Consider the following 21,898-nt stretch of genomic DNA (forward strand, 5'->3'; position numbering starts at 1 on the left):
CCGCTGTTTCCGGAAATCGATTACTGCGGTTTCGGTGGCGACGAGTCAGCCCTGGGTGTCCCATCCTCGGGTCACTGCCGTGCTGAAGAGCCCTGTAGCAACCGGTTCCCGTCCGTCCCCACCTCAAAGTCTTTTCGAAAGTCGGTTCAGGCTCTTGACGGGTCATCCAGGCCGGAAGAAGCTCTGCCACACGCACAACAACCGGTTGTCAGACAGTTGCCACACGGTTGCCATGCGACCTTCTCCGGTCGGTGATCCGTCATTTGGCCGGTATCTCGAACAGCAAGTGCAGGAGGTGGTGCGTTCATGCACCCACATGCTGGTGCTTCCCTGAGCCGCCGCCGATTCCTCGCCCTCTCGGCCGCCGGCGCCGCGACCGGCGCGGCGTCGCTGAGCGGCTGTGCGATGCAGGTCTCCAGCGGTGTCGGCGGCGCGGGCGAGACCATCACGGTGATGGCCAAGCCCGACGACATCTCCCCGGAGCTGATCCGGCAGGCCCAGAAGGACATCGGCGTCAAGATCGTCACGGTGCGCTACGACATCACCAAGCTCATCGGCATGATGACCAACGGCGCGCCGCCCGATCTGGTGCGTGGCGTCGGCGCCACGGACGCCCCCTACTTCGCGGCCCGCGACGTGATGGAGGACCTGGACCCCTACTTCGCCCGGAGCCGCGTCCTCAAGGCCGGTGACCTCGATCCGGTCAACGACCTGTGGCGGTACGACGGCCGCACCCAGGGCAAGGGCCCCCGCTACGGCATGGCGAAGGACTTCTCCCAGGACTCCATGTACTGGTACAACACCGCCCTCTTCGACAGGGCGGGGGTCGACCACCCGCCGGAGACCGAGCCGGTCACCTACGAGGAGTGGCTGGAGAACGCCGAGCGGCTCACCCGGCGCAAGAACGGCCAGACGATCGTCTTCGGCGGCAGTTACCAGGGCGTGCTCACCCCCAACCTGCTGGCGAGCCTGACGGCGTCCGCCGGCGGCAGCCTCTTCAGCGACGACTTCTCCCGCATCGACTTCACGACCCCCGAGGCCCGCAAGGCGCTGAACTGGTACGTCGAGTACGGCAGGAGCAGGGTCGGGCCGAGCATCGTCCAGCCTGACCCCAACGCCTGGGACGGTCCGACCTACCAGGCGAGCCGGATGGCCATGTCCAACTCGGGCTACTGGCTCGGCGGCCTGATCAACACGGACAAGAAGCTGGCGCCTCTCTCGCGCCTCGCGCCGGCCCCGCTCTTCGCGGGCGGCCGGCGGGTCAGCCCCTGCCAGGCCGGCACCGGATTCTGGATGCCGAAGCAGGCGAGGAACAAGGACGCGGCCTGGCGGGTCTTCGAGTGGTTCTTCGGCGAGGGACCGGCCCGGGCCCGTGCCTCCGGCGGCTGGGGCATCCCCACCCTGAAGTCCCTGCGCCCGCTGATGCCCGCCCAGGAGGACTACCAGAAGCGGGTGCTGAAGGTGCAGAACGCCGAGCTCAAGCACTTCTCGGTGATCGCCTTCACGCCCTACGCCTCGGCGGACTCGCTCTACGCCCTCTTCAACCAGGAGGCGCCCGCCGCGATGAACGGTCACCTGTCCGTCGACGCCCTCGCGGGCCGCCTGAACTCCGTCATGAACGAGCAGCTGAAGCGCGGTAAGGAGCAGGTGGGATGACGGTCGAGCAGATACCCGTCACCGGGAGGCCGGGCCGCCGCCCCGCCCCGAGTCCCGCCCGCACGGCACCGGCCGGGCGGCCCCGGATCTCCATGACGGGCCGCAGGCATCGCGCTTTCTACCTGTTCACCGCGCCCTGGATCATCGGTTTCCTGCTGCTGACCGTCGTGCCGATGGCGTACGCGCTGTGGCTGAGCTTCACCACGTACGACGGCATCTCGCCGCACTGGCGGTACGTCGGCCTCGGCAACTACAGCGAACTGTTCTCCGATCCGCAGACCTGGAAGTCCCTCGGCCGTACCGGTCTGTTCGCGATCACGTCGGTGCCGCTGTCGATCATCGCGGGGCTGGGGCTCGCCGTCCTGGTCAACCGGCCGATCAAGGCACGCGGGTTGTTCCGCACGCTGCTGTATCTGCCGGCAGTGGTGCCGCCGGTGGGCGCGGGACTCACCTTCAAGGCGCTCTTCGACCAGAACTCGGGCGCCGCGAACGGCTTCCTCACCCTCTTCGGCTTCGACGCCCTCGGCTGGCTCGCCGACCCCTACGCCCGCTACGTGCTGTTGATGAGTGTGCTGTGGGCCGCCGGCAACGTCATGATCATCTCTCTGGCGGGGCTCCAGGACGTGCCACGCGAACTGCACGAGGCGGCCCGGATCGACGGGGCGAGCGCCTGGCGTACCTTCCGCAGCATCACCGTGCCGCTGCTGTCGCCGGTGCTGCTCTTCCAGACCGTCACCGGTGTGATCGCGTCGGTGCAGACCATCATGCCGCTGCTGCTGACCCCGGACGGCACGACCGCGGGCGTCACCGCGCTGCCGCAGTCCAACTACCTCTACATGATGCACGTGTTCTCGCAGTACTTCGCGCTCGGCCGCTACGGCTACGCCTCCGCACTGCTGTGGGTGCTCTTCGTCCTGATCCTCATCGCCACCGGGCTCATCTTCAGGTTCACGTCCGGCGTGGTGTTCTACAACGTCGACCCGGAGGCGAAGAAGTGACCGCCACCAGTCTGCCCCCCGACCCCGCGCCCCGGGTGCGGATACGCGTCCACCGCCTGGTCCTCTACACGGTCCTCGTCGCCGTCACCGGCCTGTTCGTCGGCCCCTTCGGCTGGCTGGTCCTCAGCGGCCTGAAGACCCCCGCGGAACTGGCCGCGTCCCCCGTGCACTGGCTGCCCGGCCACGTCCAGTGGCACAACTTCGCCGACGCCTTCCACCTGATCGACTTCCTCGGCTACGCCCGCAACTCCCTGATCATCGCGCTCATCTACGCCACCCTCGTCACCCTCAGCTCCGCCTGGGTCGGCTTCGGCTTCGCCCGGCTGGAGGCTCCGGGAAAGAAGACGCTCTTCGGCATCCTCATCGGTTCGATGATGCTGCCGCAGATGATCACGCTGCTGCCGACCTACCTGATCTTCGCGAAGCTCGGCATGGTCGACACGTACTGGCCGTGGGTGCTGTGGGGCCTGGCCGCCGCTCCCTATCTCGTCTTCCTGTTCCGCCAGTTCTTCGCCGGACTGCCCCGGGAGCTGGAGGAGGCCGCGATCGTCGACGGCTGCGGCTACGGCACGATCTTCTGGCGCATCTTCCTGCCGCAGTCCTGGCCGGTGCTGTCCGCGAGCTTCGTGATCGCCTTCACCTGGAGCTGGGGCGACTACATCGCGCCCCAGCTACTGCTCTCGACCGACAAGTCGACGCTCGCCGTCGCCGTCATGTCGACATACGTCACCTCGGCCGGCACCCCGGTCGCCAACCTCCAGGCCGCGGCCTCCGTGATGTACGTCGTCCCGATCCTGCTGATCTTCCTGATCGCGCAGCGCGGTTTCGTCGCCGGGATGTCCACGACCGGCCTGAAGTAGCACCTTTTACCGAACCTTTCGCAAGGAGTTGCACATGAATACGCCGCTTTCACGCCGAACCACCCTCCAGGCCGCCGGTGTCATCGCTGCCGCCGGCTTGGCCGGCAGCATCGCGGGCACCGCACAGGCGGCCGCGGCGGAGGAGAACGGCACCACCGGCGACAGGGTGGTCATCTACCCGCCCCTTCCGAAAGTGCCTGTCAACAACTCCTTCACCGTCAAGGTCCGGCCGGTCGGAGGCACCTGGCAGAAGCTCGGCGTCCACCTCGCCAAGCTCGCACTGATCGACCCGAACACCGGCAGGAACCAGGCCCAGAACTCCTCTTGGGCCGCCTTCGACTTCTCCGGCACCGTCGAGGTCGAGGTCACGTACAACCCGGGCGGCGGCGAGAAGGTCCGCATCCGTCCGGACTCGTACGGCATCAAGCCCGAGGTGCTCGGCAGCACGGCGCGCTTCACACTGGACCGGCCCCGCAACCTCGTCGTCCAGATCGACGACAAGATCTTCGACTGCCTGCACCTGTTCGCGAACCCGATCGAGCAGGACGTGCCCACCGAGGGCGACAAGAAGGTCATGTACTTCGGGCCCGGTCTGCACACTCACCCCGACCGAACCCTGAAGGTACCCACCGGCACCACCGTCTACCTGGCGCCGGGCGCCGTCCTCACGTCCAGCGTGATCTTCGAGGGCGTGGAGAACTGCCGGCTGATCGGCCGCGGCGTGGTCTACGACACGACCGGCGGCGCGGTCTTCGTCCGCAAGTGCGAAAACCTCACGATCGACGGCGTCACGATCCTCAACCCCCGGTACGAGAACATCAGAGTCGCCGAGTCCAGAAACCTCACCATCAAGAATCTGCGCGCCTTCAGCCACCAGGGCTGGGGTGACGGCATCCAGCTCTACTGCTCGGAAAACGTCACGATCGACGGCTGCTTCCTGCGCACCTCCGACGACAGCGTCGCCCTCTATACCCACCGTTGGGACTTCTACGGCGACACCCGCAACATCACCGTCAAGAACTGTTCCCTCTGGGCCGATGTCGCCCACCCGATCAACATCGGCGTGCACGGCAATTCCGACACCCCCGAGATGCTGGAGAACCTGCGCTACGAGAACATCGACATCCTCGACCACCGCGAGCCGCAGGTGACCTACCAGGGCGCCATCGCCTTCATGGTCGGCGACAGCAACCTCGTCCGGGACGTCCGGTTCGACAACGTCCGCGTGGAGGACTTCCGCTGGGGCCAGCTCGTCCACATGCGGGTCGAGTACAACCCGAAGTACAACACGTCGGCAGGCCGCGGCATCGAGTCCGTCTACTTCAAGGACCTCAGCTACAACGGCAAGAACGCCGACCTCTCGATCATCGCCGGCCTCGACGCGGAGCACGCGATCAAGGACGTCACTTTCGAGAACCTCCGCGTCAACGGCAGGGTGATCGCCGACAGCACGGGCAAGCCGACGTGGTATCTGGCCTCGGACGGCGTGCCCATGTTCGTCAACGAGCACGTGACGAACCTCAAGTTCATCACCACCGCCGAGGCGGCCGCGTCATGATCACCTCTGCTCCGAGCCGCCGGAACTTCCTCGGCGGCACGGCGGCCCTGCTGCTGGTGGCGGGCGCGAGCGGACTGCTCGCGCCCGGCACCGCCCGGGCGGCCGGCCACCAGACCGGTCGCACTCGGTTCACCCATCCCGGCCTGCTGCATTCGGCCGACGACCTGGCGCGTATGAAGGCCGCCGTCGCCGCCAAGGAATCCCCGGTCCACGACGGCTACCTCGCGCTCGCGGCGCACGCGCGCTCGAAGGCCACCTACACCGTCCAGAACACCGGCCAGATCACCTCCTGGGGCCGCGGCCCCACCAACTTCCAGAACCAGGCCGTCGCCGACTCGGCCGCCGCCTACCAGACCGCGCTGATGTGGTGCATCACGGGCGAGAGGGCGTACGCCGACAAGTCCAGGGACATCCTCAACGCCTGGTCGGCGTCCCTCATGGCCGTCACCGGTGCCGACGGGCCACTCGGCGCAGGACTCCAGGTCTTCAAGTTCGTCAACGCGGCAGAGCTCCTCCGCTACACCGGTTACGACGGCTGGGCGAAGGAGGACATCGCCCGCTGCGAGGAATCCTTCCTGCGCGTCTGGTATCCCGCGATCTCCGGCTACATGCTCTACGCCAACGGCAACTGGGACCTCACGTCCGTCCAGTCGATCCTGGCCATCGGCGTGTTCTGCGAGGAGCCCACCCTCTTCGAGGACGCGCTGCGCTTCGCCGCCGCGGGAGCCGGCAACGGCAGCGTCAGGCACCGCATCGTGACCGACGCCGGACAGGGGCAGGAATCAGGGCGCGACCAAGGCCACGAGCAGCTCGCGGTGGGCCTGCTGGCGGACGCCGCGCAGGTCGCCTGGAACCAGGGCGTCGACCTGTATGCCTTCGACGGCAACCGGCTGCTGAAGAACGTCGAGTACGCCGCCCGCTACAACCTCGGCGGTGACGTGCCCTTCGTCCCCGACCTGGACCGCACCGGCAAGTACATCAAGACGACCGTCGCCGACAAGGTCCGTGGCAACCTGCCGCCGATCTACGAGATGGTGTACGCGCACTACGCCGGTGTCCGGGGCCTCGACACCCCCCACACCAAGGCGGCCGTCTTCCGAGGCAGCGGCGGCGCCCGCTTCGTCGAGGGCAGCAACGACGACCTGCCCAGCTGGGGCACCCTCACCTTCGCCGGCACCGAGGCCCCCGCCCCGGCCGAGCCCACGGCTCCGGCCGGTGTCACGGCGGTGGGCGGCCACAAGTCCGTCACCGTGGCGTGGGTGCCGTCGGCGTGGGCGGAGTCGTACACCGTCCTGCGGGCCACGAGCGCCGACGGACCGTACGAGAAGGTCGCGGCCGGCCTCGCCACGCCGGCGTACACCGACCGTGACGCCCGCGCGGGCAGGCCCTCCTACTACACGGTTACGGCCACCAACTCCCAGGGCACCAGCGCTCGTTCCGCCTGGGCGGCGGCGGTCCCCGGGCTGCCCGGCCCCTGGGAGACACGCGACGTCGGGGATGTGAAGACCCCCGGGTCGGCCGTCTTCGACGGTGAGCGGTTCGTGCTGGAGGCGTCCGGGACCGCCGGGACCCACCGTCTGGTCCACCTGCCGCTGCGCGGCGACGGCGTGATCACCGCGCGGATCGTGTATCCGCTCAGCTCCCAGTACTCCAAGATCGGCGTCACCGTACGGGCCGGCCTGGACGCGGACGCGGCACACGCCGCCATGCTCATCCAGGGACTGCCGCTGCACACCTGGAGCGGCGTGTGGTCCGTACGGCCCAAGGCGGGAGCCGCGATCAAGGGCACCGGCAGCACGCCCGTGCCGCCCTCCCAGCAACAGACGATCACCACCACCGCCGCCTTCCCGATCTCCTCCCTCGGCGAGCTGCCCGAGTCGGCGACCCCGCTCGAAGCCCCGTACGTCGAGGGCGCGGGCGACGGCTACCGGATGCGCATGCCGTACTGGGTGCGCGTGACCCGCCGGGGCGCCCACTGCACCGGCGCCATCTCTCCGGACGGCATCCGCTGGACCGAAGTGGGCTCCAGCGAAATCGCGCTGAGAAGCACCGCCTACGTCGGCCTCACCCTCACCTCCTGCCTCGGTGTGGACGAGGACTACGCCGAGACCGGCACGGGCGCTTTCGACAACGTCAGCGTGTTCTCCCGAACCGCCGGCGAGGTCTGGTCCGTGCCCCGCCCGGCCACCGCCGCCGGCGACCTGCGGGCCACCGCGGGCGCCGACGCGGTCGAGCTGGCCTGGACCGACCCGGACCTCTCGGCCCGCTACACGGTGCTGCGCGCCGCCGCGGCCGACGGCCCCTACGAGACGATCGCCACCGGCATCGGCGCGGTCGGCTTCGGCACCCGCGTCCGGTACGCCGATGCCACCGGCACTCCGGGCACGACGTACCACTACGCCGTCGCCAAGACCAATTGCGCCGGACGCGGCCCCCTGTCGCAGTCCGCCACGTCGGTGATGCCGACCCCGTCCATGCCGCAACTCATCTCCGCCACCTCGGCGTTCGCCAACAAGGGCGCGCCCTTCAAACATCTCCTGCGGGCTTTGCACGAACCGGTCCGGTTCACCGCGGACGGACTGGCCGGCGGCTTGCGCGTCGACCGGCGTACCGGCCAGATCTCCGGGACACCCACGCAGACGGGCCGGTTCACGGTCACCACCACAGCCGGCAACGCCGCCGGAGAAGCCACCGGCACACTCACCCTCACCGTCGGCACCCCGCCGCCCGCGCCCTGGACCCACGGTGACCTGGGCGACGTCATCCTCGACGACCGCGCCTACGGCACCCTCGGCGTGGTCGCCGTGCAGACCCCCGGCAGCACCGCCCACGAGGACGGGACCTTCGTGGTGCGGGGCGCCGGGACCGACCTGACCGTCAACAACCAGGGCATGACGGGCCAGTTCGTACGGCGGCCCGTCAGCGGCGACTGCGAGGTCACCGCCCGCCTGGTCTCCCGCGCCGGAGCCATCGGCGACCGGGTGGGCCTGCTCATGGCCAAGTCCCTGTCGCCGTTCGACCAGGCGGCCGGGGCGATCGTCACCGGCGGCACGAGCGCCCAGCTGATGCTGCGCCCGACCGTCGCCGGAAAGTCCACCTTCACGGGCAACGCGGCGGTCACCGCTCCCTGCCTGCTGCGACTGAAGCGCACCGGCACGCACTTCACCGCATCCGTCTCGTCCGACGACGGCGCCACCTGGACCCCCCTCGCCGAGGGAGACCTCCCCGGCTTCGGTGACGCCCCCTACCACGTGGGTCTCGTGGTCTGCTCCCGCAGCCCCCTGACCCGCAGCACCACCGAGTTCGACGAGGTGAGCATCACCCCCATGTAGTACTCCACGGATCGGAGAGCCCCACATGAGCCGCACTTCCCCCCACACGCACCACGAGGGCGGCGGGTTGAGCCGCCGCGGTCTGCTCAAGACCGCCGGCGGCCTCACCGCAGCCCTCGCCGTCGGCACCACGGCCACCGCCACCACGGCCGGCGCCGCACCCGCCACCTTCACCCACCCCGGCATGCTCCACAACGCCGGCGACATCAACCGCGCCAAGGTCAGGGTCGCCGCGGGCGACGACCCCTGGCTGTCCGGCTGGAACAGACTGACCGCCAACTCCCACTCCCGGTCCACCTGGACCAACCGGGCCACAGCGACGATCATCCGCGGCGGCACCGGAGAGAACTACCCGCAGCTCTACAACGACATCGCGGCCGCCTACCAGAACGCGCTGCGCTGGAAGGTCGCCGGCACCGAGGCCAACGCACAGTGCGCCGCGAACATCCTCAACGCCTGGTCGCGCACCCTGACCACGGTCACCGGCAACGCCGACCGGTTCCTCGCCGCCGGCCTCTACGGCTGGCAGTTCGCCAACGCCTGCGAACTCATGCGGGACCACCCGGCGTTCGACCTCGCCGCCGCCCAGGACATGCTGGTCAGGGTCTTCTACCCGCTCAACAACCAGTTCCTCACCGGCCACAACGACGCCTGCATCACCAACTACTGGGCCAACTGGGACCTGTGCAACATGGCCTCGGTCATGGCCATCGGCATCCTCACCGACAACGCCGCCAAGTACGACCAGGCCGTCACCTACTTCAAGTCCGGAGCGGGAAACGGTTCCATCCAGCACGCCGTCCCGTTCCTGTACGGCAACGTCGAGGGCTACGACCTCGGCCAGTGGCAGGAGTCCGGCCGCGACCAGGGCCACACGGTCATGGGCATGGGCCAGATGGGCGCGCTCTGCGAGATGGCCTGGAACCAGGGCGACGACCTCTACTCCTACGACGGCCGCCGCTTCATGAAGGCCGCCCAGTACGTCGCCAAGTACAACCTGAACATGGACGTGCCGTTCACCACCTACACCTGGGGCACCGGCCAGAGCTGTGCCCAGCAGTCGCAGACCGTGCCCGGCTCCGCGTCCCGCGGCCAGGTCCGCCCGGTCTGGGCGATGCTCCACTACCACTACGGGCGGCGCCTGCTCCTCGACGACAAGTACATCGCCCAGATGTGCTTCTCCGTCGCCCCCGAGGGCGGAGGAGGTGACTACGGCACCACCAGCGGCGGCTTCGACCAGCTCGGCTTCGGCACGCTGATGTACGCCAAGTAACCCGAACAGCCCTCCCACCCGCCCGTGCGCCGGAATACCGGAACAGAATGAGTTGCTCTGATCTTCACGGTGCACGAGCGCGGTGAGGAGGCTGGTGGACGCATGACGGCAGACCAGGCAGACCCCGTGGTGAGGACGCCCTTCGGTGCCCTGCGGGGCCGGTACGAACGCGGTGTCGCGGTCTTCCGCGGCATCCCGTACGCGGCCCCGCCCTTCGGACCCCGCCGCTTCCGCCCGCCCGTGCCGCTGCCGCCCTGGGACGGTGTCCGCGACGCCGGCGCCTTCGGCCCCACCCCGCCGAAACCGCCGTATTCCGACGCCTTCGCCCACTACCTGTCCGACCCGGTCGTGCCGGGTGACGACTGCCTCAACCTCAACGTCTGGACCCCGCAGCCCGGCCCCGGAGCCCGCCTCCCCGTCCTGGTCTGGCTGCACGGCGGCGCCCTGACCAGAGGCTCCTCCGCCGTACCCGTCTACGACGGCCACTCCTTCGCCCGCGACGGCGTGGTCTGTGTATCCATCAACTACCGGCTGGGTGTCGAGGGCTACGGCCTGTTCCCGGACACGCCCCCGAACCCTGGCCTGCGGGACCAGATCGCCGCCCTGACCTGGGTGTACGAGGCCATCGAGGCCTTCGGCGGCGACCCCGGCCGCATCACTCTCTTCGGCCAGTCCGCCGGGGCCATCAGCATCGGCGCCCTCATCGCCGCCCCGCAGACCCAGGGGCTGGTGCGCCGGGCCGTCCTGCAGAGCGGACCGCCCGAGGCGTCCGAGCGGGCCAGGGTGCGGCGGATGGTGCGCCGGATGGCCGCCCGGCTGAAGATCCCCGCCACCGCCGAGGCCTTCGCCGCCGTCGACCGCGAGCTGCTGCTGCGCACCCAGGCCGAGGTGGGGAAGCGGAGCAGCCCGGTGGTCGGCGGCCCCGCCTTCGGCATCGTCGTCGACGGCGACGTCGTTCCCCGCGACCCCTTGGAGGCCCTCACGGACGGCGGCGCCGCCCCCGGCGTCGAGCTGCTGCTGGGCTGGACCCGTGACGAGTACCGGCTGTGGCTGGTGCCGGGCGGTCTCCTGGAGCGCGTCGACCGCCTCGGGGCCGTCGCCGTCGCGGGCGCCATGGCCCGCTGCCACTGCGGCGGCGAGGTCCCGCGCGGCTACCGCACCCTGCACCCCGAGGCCGGCACGGCGGAGATCGTCGGTCAGCTCGTCACCGACCACCTGCTCCGCCTCCCCCTGCACCACCTCGCCGACGCCCGCACGGAGCCGTCGTACCTCTACGAGTTCGCCTGGCCCTCGAACCTGCCCGGCCTCGGCTCCTGCCACGCGCTGGAGCTGGGCTTCGTCTTCGACACCGGGGACGCCGCGGAGTCCCGGAAACTGGCGGGAGAGGGCGCGCCGCAGGAGCTGGCGGACGCCATGCACGCGGCCTGGGTGCGGTTCGCCGCGGACGGCGACCCGGGCTGGGAGCGCTGGGACGCGGCCCACCCGGTGCGCGTCTTCGGAGACCGCGCACCGGACGCCGAGGACGGTGTGGCCTATACGGCGTACGGTCCCCGGGACCGTGAACTCGCCCTGTGGCAGGCCGACGCCCTCAGACCTGCGGAACCCGCACCCGTGGTGGTCCCGGCCGACGTCTCGCCCGCTCGCGGTACCGAACTGCGGTCGGCCGTACGGCGGCTGCGCCGCTCCGGCGCCCTGCGGCGCCACTGACGGCTGCTCACTCCGCCGGGCAGGCCGTGGGGCTCAGCGTGCCCGGGGCGGCCCCACCGAGCCCCTCACCACCACGTGCGTGCCCAGCAGCAGGTGTTCGTCCGGCGCGCCCGGGGTCCGCTCCAGCGCCGTGCGGACGGCGAGGCGGCCGAGTTCCTCGTAGGGGACGTGCACCGTCGTCAGGGCCGGGTGCAGGTCGCGGGCGAAGGGGATGTCGTCGTAGCCGGCGAGGGAGACGTCGTCCGGCACCGTCAGGCCCGCCTCGTGCAGGGCGGTGAGGGCACCGGCCGCGACCATGTCCGTGGCCGCCACCACCGCGCTGAACTGCAGGCCGTCCTTGAGCGCTTGCTGCATCAGGCGGTGGCCGGCGTCCCGGGTGAAGTCGCCGTGCAGGACGAGGGACGGGTCCGGGTCGAGGCCGCGGGCCCGGTGTGCGGCGACATAACCGCGTTCGCGGCCCAGGGCCGTGGTGTGGTCCGCCCGGCCGCCGAGGTACAGCACCCGGCGGTGGCCCTGCGCGAGCACGTGGGCGACCAGGGTGTAGGCACCGCCCTCGTTGTCGTACTCGATGACCGTCACCGGAGCACCCGGGTCCAGCGGCGGCCGGCCGCACAGGACCAGGCGGGAGCCGGCCGAGGCGAGGGAGTCGGCCATGCGGTGGGTGCGTTCGCGGTACTCGGGGGTGTCGGCCGTGCCGCCGACCAGGATCACGGCGGCGGCCCGCTGGGCGCGCATCATCTCGACGAACTCCAGCTCGTGCCGGACGTCGCCCTCCGTGCTGCACACCAGGCAGAGATGGCCGAGCCGGGTCGCCTCGCGCTCCACCCCGTGGGCCATGTGCGCGAACGACGGGCCGGTGATGTCCTCCAGGACGAAGGCGAGGGTGGGCGTGCCGGCGCCGGCGATCGCCTTCGCCCGGGCGTCGGCCACGTAGTCCAGCTCGCGGACCGCCCGCATCACGCGCCCGCGGGTCGCCGCGCTCACCGGATACTCGCCGCCCAGCACCCGGGACACCGTCGACGCGGAGACCCCCGCGCGCGCCGCCACGTCCCGGATGGTGCTGCGGCCCGCGTCCCCGCTCTTCCTCGTCATGCCTGCCTCGTCCCTCCCGGGCACCGGTCCGCGCCCACCCCCGCGGGAACTGCGGCAATGCCGTAGCAACCGGTTCCCATGACGGAGGCTAGCAGTGCGGGGACGGGGTGGAGGAGGGGTGTGCGCGGACTGTCGGAGTGCGGGCTCCGCGGCCGCGCTACGCCGCCGCCAGCGCCCCCGCGATGCCCGCGACGCCGTCCGGTCCGACCCGGCAGCAGCCGCCGATCAGCCGGGCCCCGGCCTGCTGCCAGCCCTTCACCTGGCCGACGGTGAAGGTCGACCGGCCGGTCCAGGCGCGGGCCTCGGCGTCCCAGGTCTCCCCGCTGTTGGGGTAGACGACGACCGGCTTGCCGGTGACCCGCGCCGCCGTCGCGGCCGCGCCGTCCACGTCCTGCGGAGCGCAGCAGTTCACCCCGACCGCGATCACCTCGTCCGCCTCGGCGGCCAGGGCGAAGGCCTCCTCCAGCGGCTGCCCGGCCCGGGTGCGGTCACCGGCGACGGAGTAGGTCAGCCAGGCCGGTACCCCGAGCCCGCGCACCGCCCGCAGCAGGGCCGCGGCCTCGTCCGCGTCCGGGACCGTCTCCAGGGCGAGGACATCGGGCCCGGCCGCGGCCAGTACTTCCAGGCGCGGCCGGTGGAAACGTTCCAGCTCGTCCACGCTCAGCCCGTAGCGCCCCCGGTACTCCGAACCGTCCGCGAGCATCGCCCCGTACGGACCGGCCGAGGCCGCCACCCACAGGGGCCGCGGGACACGCGCCCGCCGGGCCGCCTCCCGGGCCGACTCCACGCTCAGCGCCATGAGTTCGGCCGCCCGCTCACGAGCGATCCCGCGCTGGGCGAACCCCTCGAACGTGGCCTGGTAGCTGGCCGTGATCGCCACGTCCGCCCCCGCCCGGAAGTAGGCGAGGTGCGCCTCGGTCACCGCCTCCGGCTGTTCGGCGAGCAGCCGCGCCGACCACAGCTCGTCGCTCAGGTCGTGCCCGGCCGATTCGAGCTGGTTGGACATGCCGCCGTCGAGGACGACCGTCCCGGCGGCAAGGGCTTCGGCGAGGGTGATGGTGCTCGTCATGCGAACGACCGTAGCCGAGATCCGCCCGCGGCCCCCAGCCGAAGGTGTCCATCACATGAACAGGTCGACCAGCATGTGGGATGACGGTTTACGATCAGGGCCCTCCCCTTCCGCTTGTACAGGAACCCTCATGACCGTCCCCAGCCCCACCGAGGCCGCCGAACCCGCCGAGCCGGCGACCCCCGCGGCACCCGCTCCCCGCCGCACCTTCGGCCTCGCCGCCGCAACGGCCCTCGTCATGGGCAACATCATCGGCGGCGGCATCTTCGCCCTGCCCGCCACCGTCGCCCCCTACGGCACGGTCAGCCTGCTCGCCTTCCTCGTGCTCTCGGTCGGAGCCGTACTGCTCGCGCTGCTCTTCGGCAAGCTCGCACGGCGCAGCCCCGTCACCGGCGGCCTCTACGTCTACCCACGGGACGCCTTCGGCGAGTTCGCCGGGTTCCTGTCGGCCTGGTCGTACTGGACGATGTGCTGGGTCAGCATCGCCGCCCTGGCCGTCGCGGTCGTGGGCTACGCCGACGTCCTGATACCCCTGCACGGCGACCACACCCTCCAGGCCCTCGTCGCCCTGGCCGCCCTCTGGCTGCCCGCCGCCGCGAACTTCGCGGGCACGCGCTGGGTCGGCACGGTCCAGGTCGTCTCCACGATCCTGAAGTTCGTCCCGCTGCTCCTGCTCGCCACGGTCGGCCTGTTCTTCGTCGACGCGGACAACTTCGGCCCGTTCAACGCATCCGGTCAGAGCGTCTCCGGGGCGCTCGCCGCCTCCGCCGCCCTGCTGCTGTACAGCTTCCTCGGGGTCGAGTCGGCCGCCGTCAGCGCCGGCGAGGTCCGTGACCCCGAGCGCACGGTGGGCCGGGCGAGCGTCCTCGGCACGCTGGCCTCCGCCCTCGTCTACGTCCTCGGCACCATCGCCGTCTTCGGGCTGGTCCCGCACGACCGGCTCGTCGACTCGGGCGCCCCCTTCGCCGACGCCGTGAACGCCGTCACCGGCAGTTCCTGGGGTGGCATCGCCATCGCCCTGGTCGCCGTCGCCTCGATCACCGGCTGCCTCAACGGCTGGATCCTCATGGCCGCGCAGATGCCGTACGCCGCCGCCCGCGACGGCCTCTTCCCCGCGCCCTTCGCCCGCCTCGGCAAGGGCGGCGTCCCCGGCTTCGGAGTGTGGGCCTGCGCGGTCCTCGGCACCCTCCTCATCGGCCTCAACTACACGGCCGGCCCGGACACCACCTTCCGCGTCCTCGTCCTGATCACGACGTTCACCGGCTGCGTTCCCTACCTGCTGTCGGCCGCCGCCCAGTTGTACTGGCTGGCCCGCGGCACCCGCGACCGCGTCCGTCCCGCGGGACTCGCCCGGGACCTGACGGTCGCCGTCCTGTCCTTCGGCTTCTCGTTCTGGCTGATCGCCGGTGCGGGGTACGCCGCCGTGTACCAGGGCGTGCTGTTCCTCTTCGCCGGGATCCCGGTGTACGTGTGGCTGCGGGGACGCAAGGACACGGCGGAGGCGGCGGCATAGCATCGGGGGATGCCCGAGGTCGCCGCAGCGCATGCCGAAGTCCGTGAGGTCCTGGGAGTCCCGGCACACGAGGCGGTGTTCGAGCCGCTCCCGCACAACCCGTCCAACGGTGTCACGGCCGGGGTGTGGCGGGTCACCGGCGGCGGCCGCTCGGCCGTCCTGAAGGTGCTGACGCGCACGAAGGAGACCAGCGTCGCCTGGTCGGCCTCCAACGACCCGCGGCACTGGAACTTCTGGCGGCGCGAGGCGTACGTCTACCGGTCCGGGCTCGCCCGGGTCTGGCAGTGGCACGGCATCCGCGCGCCCCGGCTGCTGGAGTGCGCCGAACGCCCGGACGGCGACGTGGCGTTGTGGCTGGAGGACGTACCGGGCGAACCGGCGACGACCTGGCCCCTCAGCCGCCACGTCGACCACGCCCACCGCCTGGGCGCCGCACAGGGCGCGGTAGGCCCGGGGGAGGAAGCCCCGTGGCTCTCGCAGGGCTTCCTGCGGGACTACACGTCGGACAGGACGACGGACGAGGCACTGCTCGACGACGACGAGGCGTGGCAGCACCCGCTGGTCCAGCGGCACTTCCCGCCCGGCCTGCGCGAGGACATGGTCCGCCTCCACCACGACCGCGAGTGGTTCCTCACCGTCATGGAGTCGTTGCCCCGCACCCTGTGCCACCTCGACCAGTGGCCGGCGAACGTCCGCTCCGGCGGCGCCGGCACCAGCGTCCTGCTCGACTGGGCGTTCACCGGCGACGGCGCCCTCGGCGAGGACCTCGGCAACTACCTCCCGGACTCCGTCCTCGACCTGTTCGTGCCCGCAGCCGAGCTGCCCGGCCTGGCCAAGGCGGCGTACGACGCCTACGTGCAGGGACTGCGCCAGAGCGGCTGGCGCGGCGACGAACAGCTCGTGCGGCTCGGCGTATGCGCCTCCGCCGTGAAGTACGACTGGCTCGCGGCACTGATGCTGGCGCGGGCGGACGAGGAGCAGCCGGCCTACGGCGGCGAGGGCACCGTGCCGGCCGAACTCCGCTACCGGGAACGGGGCCTGACCCTGGCCTTCCTGGCCGAATGGGCGGCCGAGGCACGACAACTGGCTCCCCGCCTCGGGTTCCCCGAAGCCCCCAGCGGCCGCTGAGCCCCGCAACGGAACGGAAGGTCATGGCACGCGTCGTCGAGTTGTCGTACTACCCCGTAAAGGGCTGCGCCGGCACGTCGGCGGACCAGGCGTTGCTGACGCCGGCCGGACTGGCGCACGACCGCAGCTTCATGGTCGTCAGCGAGGACGGCGTGTACCGGACGCAGCGCCGGGATCCGCTGTTGGCCGTCATCCGCCCCCTCATCACCTCCGAGGGCGACCACCTCACGCTCACCGCACCCGGGGCCGCGTCCCTCCACCTCCGGGTGGACATCTCCGGCGCCCGCCGGAAGGTCGACCTGTTCGGAACCGCTTACCAGGGCATCGACCAGGGCGACGAGGCGGCGGACTGGCTGACGGACCTGCTCGGCGCACCGAGCCGTCTGGTCCGGACACCGCCGGAACACGACCGGGTGACCGACGGCCTGACACCCGGCACCTCGGGCTACGCCGACAGCAGCGCCCTGCACGTCATCTCCCGCTCCACCCTCGACCTCCTCAACACCCGGCTGACCGCCCGCGGCGCCCACGCCCTCCCCCTGAACCGCTTCCGCCCCAACATCGTCATCGACGGCTGGGACGACCCCCACACGGAGGACCGTGCCCACCGCCTCCGCATCGGCGACACGGACCTCGGCTACGCCAAACTCGCCATCCGCTGCGCGGTCACCCTGGTCGACCAGCACACCGCCGCCCGGGCAGGCCCGGAACCCCTGCGCACCCTCGCCGCCTACCGCCGCGCCGCCCAGGGCGGAGTCGCCTTCGGCACGAAGTACGCGGTGCTCCGGCCCGGCCGGGTGGCGGTGGGGGACGAGGTGACGGTGACGGTGTGGGGGGAGTCGGAGCTGTGAGCGCCGGGCGGGTCAGCGCCGGGCGCGGCCCGCGTGCCGTCCGCCCCGGCGCCCGTTCCGCCCCCGTCGCGCCGCCACCGGTACCGCGAGGCTGACGGTCAGGGCGGCGGCGAGGGCGTAGGGCCACCAGCCGAAGCCGACGGCTTCCGAGGCGCCGGTGCTGCGCGGGTTCGCGGGGGCCGGGGCGGACGGGTCGGTGGCGGAGCGGCTGGGGGAGGTGACGACCGTCAGGACGACGTCGTTGCCGTCGCCGCCCCGGTAGCTGATGCGGTAGGCCGTGTCCGCCCGCTTCACAAGGGCGCCTTCCCTCAGGCCGGTGAAGGTTCCCGAGGTTCTTCTCTCGCCCCGGTGGTCGAGCACGGTGATCTCGCGAGCCGCGTGGCCAGTGGCCGGCACGTCGAGATGTCCGGCCAGCCGGGCCGGGCCCGTCACCGTCAGCGGCTCGTCCCGGAGGACCAGGGTGCCCTTCGGGCTCTGGGTGTAGGAGCCGTCGACGGTGAGGCCCGTCGTGACGGTGCCGTCGTTGGTGACCTTGCCGCTCACCGTGCCCTTGCCGGTCAGCGTCGTCGCCACGCGCAGGCCCGGCCGGCCCGCGTCCAGCCGTGCGTCGGCCGAGGTGAGCCGGATCGACCTGCTGTGGGTGAGGGTGGCTCCGCCGCGCAGGGCGAGGGTGCCTTCGGACACCGTCGTCGGCCCGGTGTACGTGACCGCCCGGCCCGTCAGGGTCGTCGTAGCGGTGCCCGACTGGGTGAGGGAGCCGCTGCCGCCGACGCGGGACAGGGTGAGGGGCCTGGCCGTGTTGCGCAGGACCAGGGAGCCGTCGTTGACGAGCCGGTAGTGGGTGCCGCCGGTGTACAGGCCGCTGTCGCCGCCCCGTTCGCCGCTGCCCAGGCGCAGGACAGCGCCCTTCTCCACCGTGGTGGAGCCGTCGTAGTACTGCACGGCCGCGAAGGTCACGTCGTTGCCGGGGGTGCCCGCGATGACGACGTCGCCGGCGCCGGGGGCCGACAGGGTGTCGTGGAACCGGCCGCCGCCGATGGGGGCGCCGAGCGTCACCGGGCCGTTGTAGTCGAAGGTGAGCCGGGAGCGCGAGCGGGCCGCCAGCAGGTTGATGTAAACGGTCTCCGCCGTGCCCGGCATGAAGATCCGGTCGGTCGTGCCGTCGCCCCACCGGACGTCCGCGCCCTTGATGTTGGTGCCGCGCTTGTTGACGTGTCTGCGGGCCGGCGTCCAGTTGAGGGCCGGGTCGCTGAGCGACGGGTCCGTGTCACCGCCCTGGTCCGACCAGCTGTACTGCCCGGTCAGGACGACTTTCCCGCCCGGCCGTGACTGGACGTTGATGTCGCTGCCGTACTCGCGCTGGTAGAAGTCCATGCCCATGGTGACGGTCCGGCCCAGCGGGGTGTCGACCGTCCAGGTGCCCTGGTTGAGGATCTTGCGGACGCGCGGGAGCGAGGTCGCGTACTCGGGCCGCCCGGCGTTGGCCTGCGTGCCGTTGTCGATCACCCCGGAGAAGGAGTGGGTGCCCGACAGGTCCCACGTGCCCCACAGGAACCTCGGCTGCGTGATCAGGCCCGAGCCGCTGATCGTGCCCAGGTTGTAGGCGCTCTTCAGCGACAGCCGCAGTGTGCCGTCGACCCGGATGTTGTCCTGGTTGAGGCGGAACGCCGGGGTGTCGTAAGGGAAGCGGCCGATCAGGCCCGTCGTACCGCCGTTGCCGTACTGGAGCGTCGCGCCCCGCTCCACCGTGACCGCCGGCGGGTCGGGGCGGGTGACGGTGACGTACGGGTGATTGCCGCCCGGCGTCCGTATCTGCTGCCGCTGCCGGGACTTCGGGAGCGTGAAGTCGCTGTCCTTGGTGAGGACCAGCGTTCCGCTGCCGCGCACCGTGAGCGTGCCCTCGCCGCGGAAGACGCCGTCGTACGTCGTCGTCCCGGGCGGCACGGTGACGACCGTGTCGCCGTCGAGCGTCACACTCCGGCCGGCCAGCACGTCGGCCGTGACGTCCCGGGGGCCGGCGGCCGCCGCCGGGGGAGCGGTGAGCAGAGAGGCGACCGCCGCGAGGACGCCCGCGGCCGCTGCTGTGGTGTGGGTGAGGCTGGGCACATCACCGGAGACGGGCCATGCCCCCGCCGATAACAGAAACTTCGGCGGCTGTCGTTTCCGGAACAGGCCGGACGGGTTCGTCCCGTCGGACCCGTTGACCTCCTCGTGTCACCCCCTTACCTTTCCACCGTTCGTAATGACAGATGGTGTTCGAAATCTCAGACGCTGCATCGGACGACAACGCCGTGTGTCCCCCAGTGAGAGGCAGGCCCCACCGCATGAGCCGCGACCGCGACCACGCTCTGCCCGAACCCCCCAGCCGCAGACTGCTGCTGAAGGGCGCCGCAGCCGCCGGTGCCCTGGCCGCAGTCCCCGCCCTCCCCGGCGTCGCCGAGGCGGCGCCCCAGGGAGAAACCGCTGCCGGAACACCCGCCGGGCGCCCCAGGCCGGCCCCCTTCGTGAACCCCCTCGTCCGCAACCGTGCCGACCCGCACATCCACCGGCACAAGGACGGCTTCTACTACTTCACCGCCACCGCCCCCGAGTACGACCGCATCATCCTGCGCCGCTCCCGCACCCTGAACGGCCTCGGCACGGCGGACGAGTCCGTCATCTGGCGGGCCCACGCCACCGGCCCCATGGGCGCCCACATCTGGGCGCCCGAACTGCACCGCATCGGCGGCAAGTGGTACATCTACTTCGCCTCCGCGCCCGCCGAGGACGTCTGGGCGATCCGCATATGGGTGCTGGAGAACGCCCACCCCAACCCCTTCAAGGGCACCTGGGTGGAGCGGGGCCAGATCAAGACGGCCTGGGAGACCTTCTCCCTGGACGCCACCACCTTCACCCACCGGGGAAAGCGCTACCTCGCCTGGGCCCAGCACGAGCCCGGCCTGGACAACAACACCGGCATCTTCCTCTCCGAGATGGCGAACCCGTGGACCCTGAAGGGCCCGCAGGTGCGGCTCTCCACCCCGGAGTACGACTGGGAGTGCATCGGATTCAAGGTCAACGAGGGCCCCTACGTCCTCAAGCGCAACGGCCGCCTCTTCATGACGTACTCGGCCAGCGCCACCGACTTCAACTACTGCGTGGGCCTGCTGACCGCCGACGCCGACAGCCACCTCCTGGACCCCCTGAGCTGGACCAAGTCGCCGACCCCGGTGTTCACCAGCAACGACACGACCAAGCAGTACGGCCCCGGCCACAACTGCTTCACGGTCGCCGAGGACGGCCGCACCGACGTCCTCGTCTACCACGCCCGCCAGTACAAGGAGATCAACGGCGACCCGCTGAACGACCCCAACCGCCACACCCGCGTCCAAAAGCTCGGCTGGAAACGCGACGGCACCCCAGACTTCGGCGTCCCGGTCGCCGACTCGGTGAAGGTGGGCGAATGACATGAGACGTGCGTACGCCACCCTCCTCGCCCTGTGCCTGGGCCTGTTCGGAGCCCTCGCCACTGGCGGGCCCGCCCAGGCCGCGCCCCAGACCATCACCACCGGCAGCCAGTTCACGGACACCTCGGGCAGCCCCGTCCACGCGCACGGCGGCGGTGTCCTCAAGGTCGGCACCTACTACTACTGGTTCGGCGAGCACCGCAACGCCGACAACACCTTCCGGTACGTCGACGCCTACCGCTCGACCGACCTGAAGAACTGGGAGTTCCGCAACCACGTCCTGACCGAGGCCAGTGACCCGGAACTCGCGACCGCCAACATCGAGCGGCCGAAGGTGATGTACAACGCCTCCACCGGCAAGTTCGTCATGTGGATGCACAAGGAGAACGGCACCGACTACAGCGAGGCGCGCGCCGCCGTCGCCGTCTCCGACACCGTCGACGGCAACTACACCTGGAAGGGCAGCTTCCGGCCGCTCGGCCAGCACATGTCCCGCGACATCACCGTCTTCACCGACACCGACGGCGCCGGCTACATGATCTCCGCCGCCCGGGAGAACTACGACCTCCAGATCTACCGCCTCACCGCCGACTACACCGGCATCGCGAGCCTGGTCGCCAACCCCTGGCCGGGCGGCCACCGCGAGGCCCCGGCGCTGTTCAAGCGGGGCGGCGTGTACTTCATGCTGACCTCGGGCGCCACGGGCTGGAACCCCAACCAGCAGCAGTACGCCACGGCCACGAACATCGCCGGGCCCTGGTCCGCCATGAAGAACATCGGCGACTCGACGACGTACGGGTCGCAGACCGCGTTCGTCCTGCCCGTACAGGGCAGCTCGGGCACCTCGTACCTGTACCTGGGCGACCGCTGGGGCAACTCCTTCGGCGGCACCGTCAACGACTCCCGGTACGTGTGGCTGCCGCTGAACTTCTCCAACTCGACCACCATGTCCATGTCCTGGTCGCCGGAGGTCACCATCGACACGGCGGCCGGAACCGTCACCGGCACCGGCGCCACGTACAACACGCTGATCGCCCGCCACTCCTCCAAGTGCGCGGACGTGACGAGCCAGTCGCTGTGGGCGGGCGCCCAGCTCAAGCAGTACGACTGCAACGGCGGCACCAACCAGAAGTACTGGTTCAAGTCCGTCGGAAGCGGCTACTACCAGCTGATGGTCAGGAACAGCAGCCTGTGCGTGCAGGAGAACGCGAGCACGGTCACGCAGGAGAACTGCACGTCCTCCGCGACGAGCCAGCAGTGGTCGCTGACCACCACCGGCTCGTACGTGAACGTCAAGTCCCGCGCGAGCGGCGAGTGCCTCGACGTGAACGGCGCGTCCACCGCCAACGGCGCCGCGCTCATCACGTACACGTGCAACGGAGGCACCAACCAGCAGTGGACACGCGGTACCTGAC

General features: G+C 70.9%; 15 protein-coding genes. 12 read left to right on the forward strand and 3 right to left on the reverse strand.

Annotated features, from left to right (window positions below; translation table 11 throughout):
* Positions 1-306 precede the first annotated feature (306 nt).
* The 7 genes from A4E84_RS31510 (at position 307) to A4E84_RS31540 (ending at position 11,384) form a co-directional block, all read left to right on the forward strand.
* Positions 307-1,656 carry an extracellular solute-binding protein gene (locus A4E84_RS31510; RefSeq protein ID WP_062929796.1) on the forward strand — a complete coding sequence of 450 codons (1,350 nt, stop codon included), beginning with the start codon at positions 307-309 and terminating at the stop codon, positions 1,654-1,656.
* A complete protein-coding gene (locus tag A4E84_RS31515; RefSeq protein ID WP_062929797.1) occupies positions 1,653-2,654 on the forward strand; it encodes a carbohydrate ABC transporter permease in 1,002 nt (333 codons plus the stop codon). Before A4E84_RS31510 ends, A4E84_RS31515 begins: the two co-directional genes overlap by 4 nt.
* Complete coding sequence (locus A4E84_RS31520) at positions 2,651-3,514, forward strand: carbohydrate ABC transporter permease (protein ID WP_062929798.1); 864 nt, start codon at positions 2,651-2,653, stop codon at positions 3,512-3,514. The genes A4E84_RS31515 and A4E84_RS31520 overlap by 4 nt, the downstream gene beginning before the upstream one ends.
* Positions 3,515-3,548: 34 nt before the next feature.
* Positions 3,549-5,072 (forward strand): glycosyl hydrolase family 28 protein, encoded by a 1,524-nt coding sequence (locus A4E84_RS31525; protein WP_062929799.1) that lies wholly within the window; start codon positions 3,549-3,551, stop codon positions 5,070-5,072.
* A complete protein-coding gene (locus A4E84_RS31530) occupies positions 5,069-8,404 on the forward strand; it encodes an alginate lyase family protein (protein WP_062929800.1) in 3,336 nt (1,111 codons plus the stop codon). Before A4E84_RS31525 ends, A4E84_RS31530 begins: the two co-directional genes overlap by 4 nt.
* A 25-nt stretch (positions 8,405-8,429) precedes the next feature.
* Positions 8,430-9,677, forward strand: a complete 1,248-nt coding sequence (locus tag A4E84_RS31535) for an alginate lyase family protein (RefSeq protein WP_062929801.1) — start codon at positions 8,430-8,432, stop codon at positions 9,675-9,677.
* A 102-nt stretch (positions 9,678-9,779) separates the two neighbouring features.
* Positions 9,780-11,384 carry a carboxylesterase/lipase family protein gene (locus A4E84_RS31540; RefSeq protein ID WP_062929802.1) on the forward strand — a complete coding sequence of 535 codons (1,605 nt, stop codon included), beginning with the start codon at positions 9,780-9,782 and terminating at the stop codon, positions 11,382-11,384.
* 33 nt (positions 11,385-11,417) lie between these two features.
* Here A4E84_RS31540 and A4E84_RS31545 read toward each other — a convergent pair whose 3' ends face one another.
* Both A4E84_RS31545 and mmuM read right to left on the reverse strand, forming a co-directional pair.
* Positions 11,418-12,476: a LacI family DNA-binding transcriptional regulator gene (locus A4E84_RS31545; protein ID WP_062929803.1), complete on the reverse strand. Its 1,059-nt coding sequence runs from the start codon at positions 12,474-12,476 to the stop codon at positions 11,418-11,420.
* A 157-nt stretch (positions 12,477-12,633) separates the two neighbouring features.
* A complete protein-coding gene (gene mmuM, locus A4E84_RS31550) occupies positions 12,634-13,545 on the reverse strand; it encodes a homocysteine S-methyltransferase (protein ID WP_062929804.1) in 912 nt (303 codons plus the stop codon).
* Positions 13,546-13,675: 130 nt separating this feature from the next.
* Here mmuM and A4E84_RS31555 point away from each other — a divergent pair, with 130 nt between their 5' ends.
* From A4E84_RS31555 to A4E84_RS31565, 3 genes are read left to right on the forward strand one after another with little or no spacing between them, the layout of a single operon-like run.
* Complete coding sequence (locus A4E84_RS31555; RefSeq protein ID WP_062929805.1) at positions 13,676-15,058, forward strand: amino acid permease; 1,383 nt, start codon at positions 13,676-13,678, stop codon at positions 15,056-15,058.
* Between the two features lie 9 nt (positions 15,059-15,067).
* Positions 15,068-16,186 (forward strand): aminoglycoside phosphotransferase family protein, encoded by a 1,119-nt coding sequence (locus tag A4E84_RS31560; protein WP_062929806.1) that lies wholly within the window; start codon positions 15,068-15,070, stop codon positions 16,184-16,186.
* 23 nt (positions 16,187-16,209) lie between these two features.
* Positions 16,210-17,037: an MOSC domain-containing protein gene (locus tag A4E84_RS31565; RefSeq protein ID WP_062929807.1), complete on the forward strand. Its 828-nt coding sequence runs from the start codon at positions 16,210-16,212 to the stop codon at positions 17,035-17,037.
* A 12-nt stretch (positions 17,038-17,049) separates the two neighbouring features.
* Here A4E84_RS31565 and A4E84_RS31570 read toward each other — a convergent pair whose 3' ends face one another.
* On the reverse strand, positions 17,050-19,143 hold the full coding sequence (locus A4E84_RS31570) for an autotransporter-associated beta strand repeat-containing protein (protein WP_062929808.1): 2,094 nt from the start codon (positions 19,141-19,143) through the stop codon (positions 17,050-17,052).
* Between the two features lie 218 nt (positions 19,144-19,361).
* Here A4E84_RS31570 and A4E84_RS31575 point away from each other — a divergent pair, with 218 nt between their 5' ends.
* Positions 19,362-20,483 (forward strand): glycoside hydrolase family 43 protein, encoded by a 1,122-nt coding sequence (locus A4E84_RS31575; protein ID WP_062929809.1) that lies wholly within the window; start codon positions 19,362-19,364, stop codon positions 20,481-20,483.
* A 1-nt stretch (position 20,484) separates the two neighbouring features.
* Positions 20,485-21,897, forward strand: coding sequence for an RICIN domain-containing protein (locus A4E84_RS31580; protein WP_062929810.1), 1,413 nt, complete (start codon positions 20,485-20,487; stop codon positions 21,895-21,897).
* Position 21,898 lies beyond the last annotated feature (1 nt).

This window comes from Streptomyces qaidamensis, from assembly GCF_001611795.1.
GTDB classification, from domain to species: domain Bacteria; phylum Actinomycetota; class Actinomycetes; order Streptomycetales; family Streptomycetaceae; genus Streptomyces; species Streptomyces qaidamensis.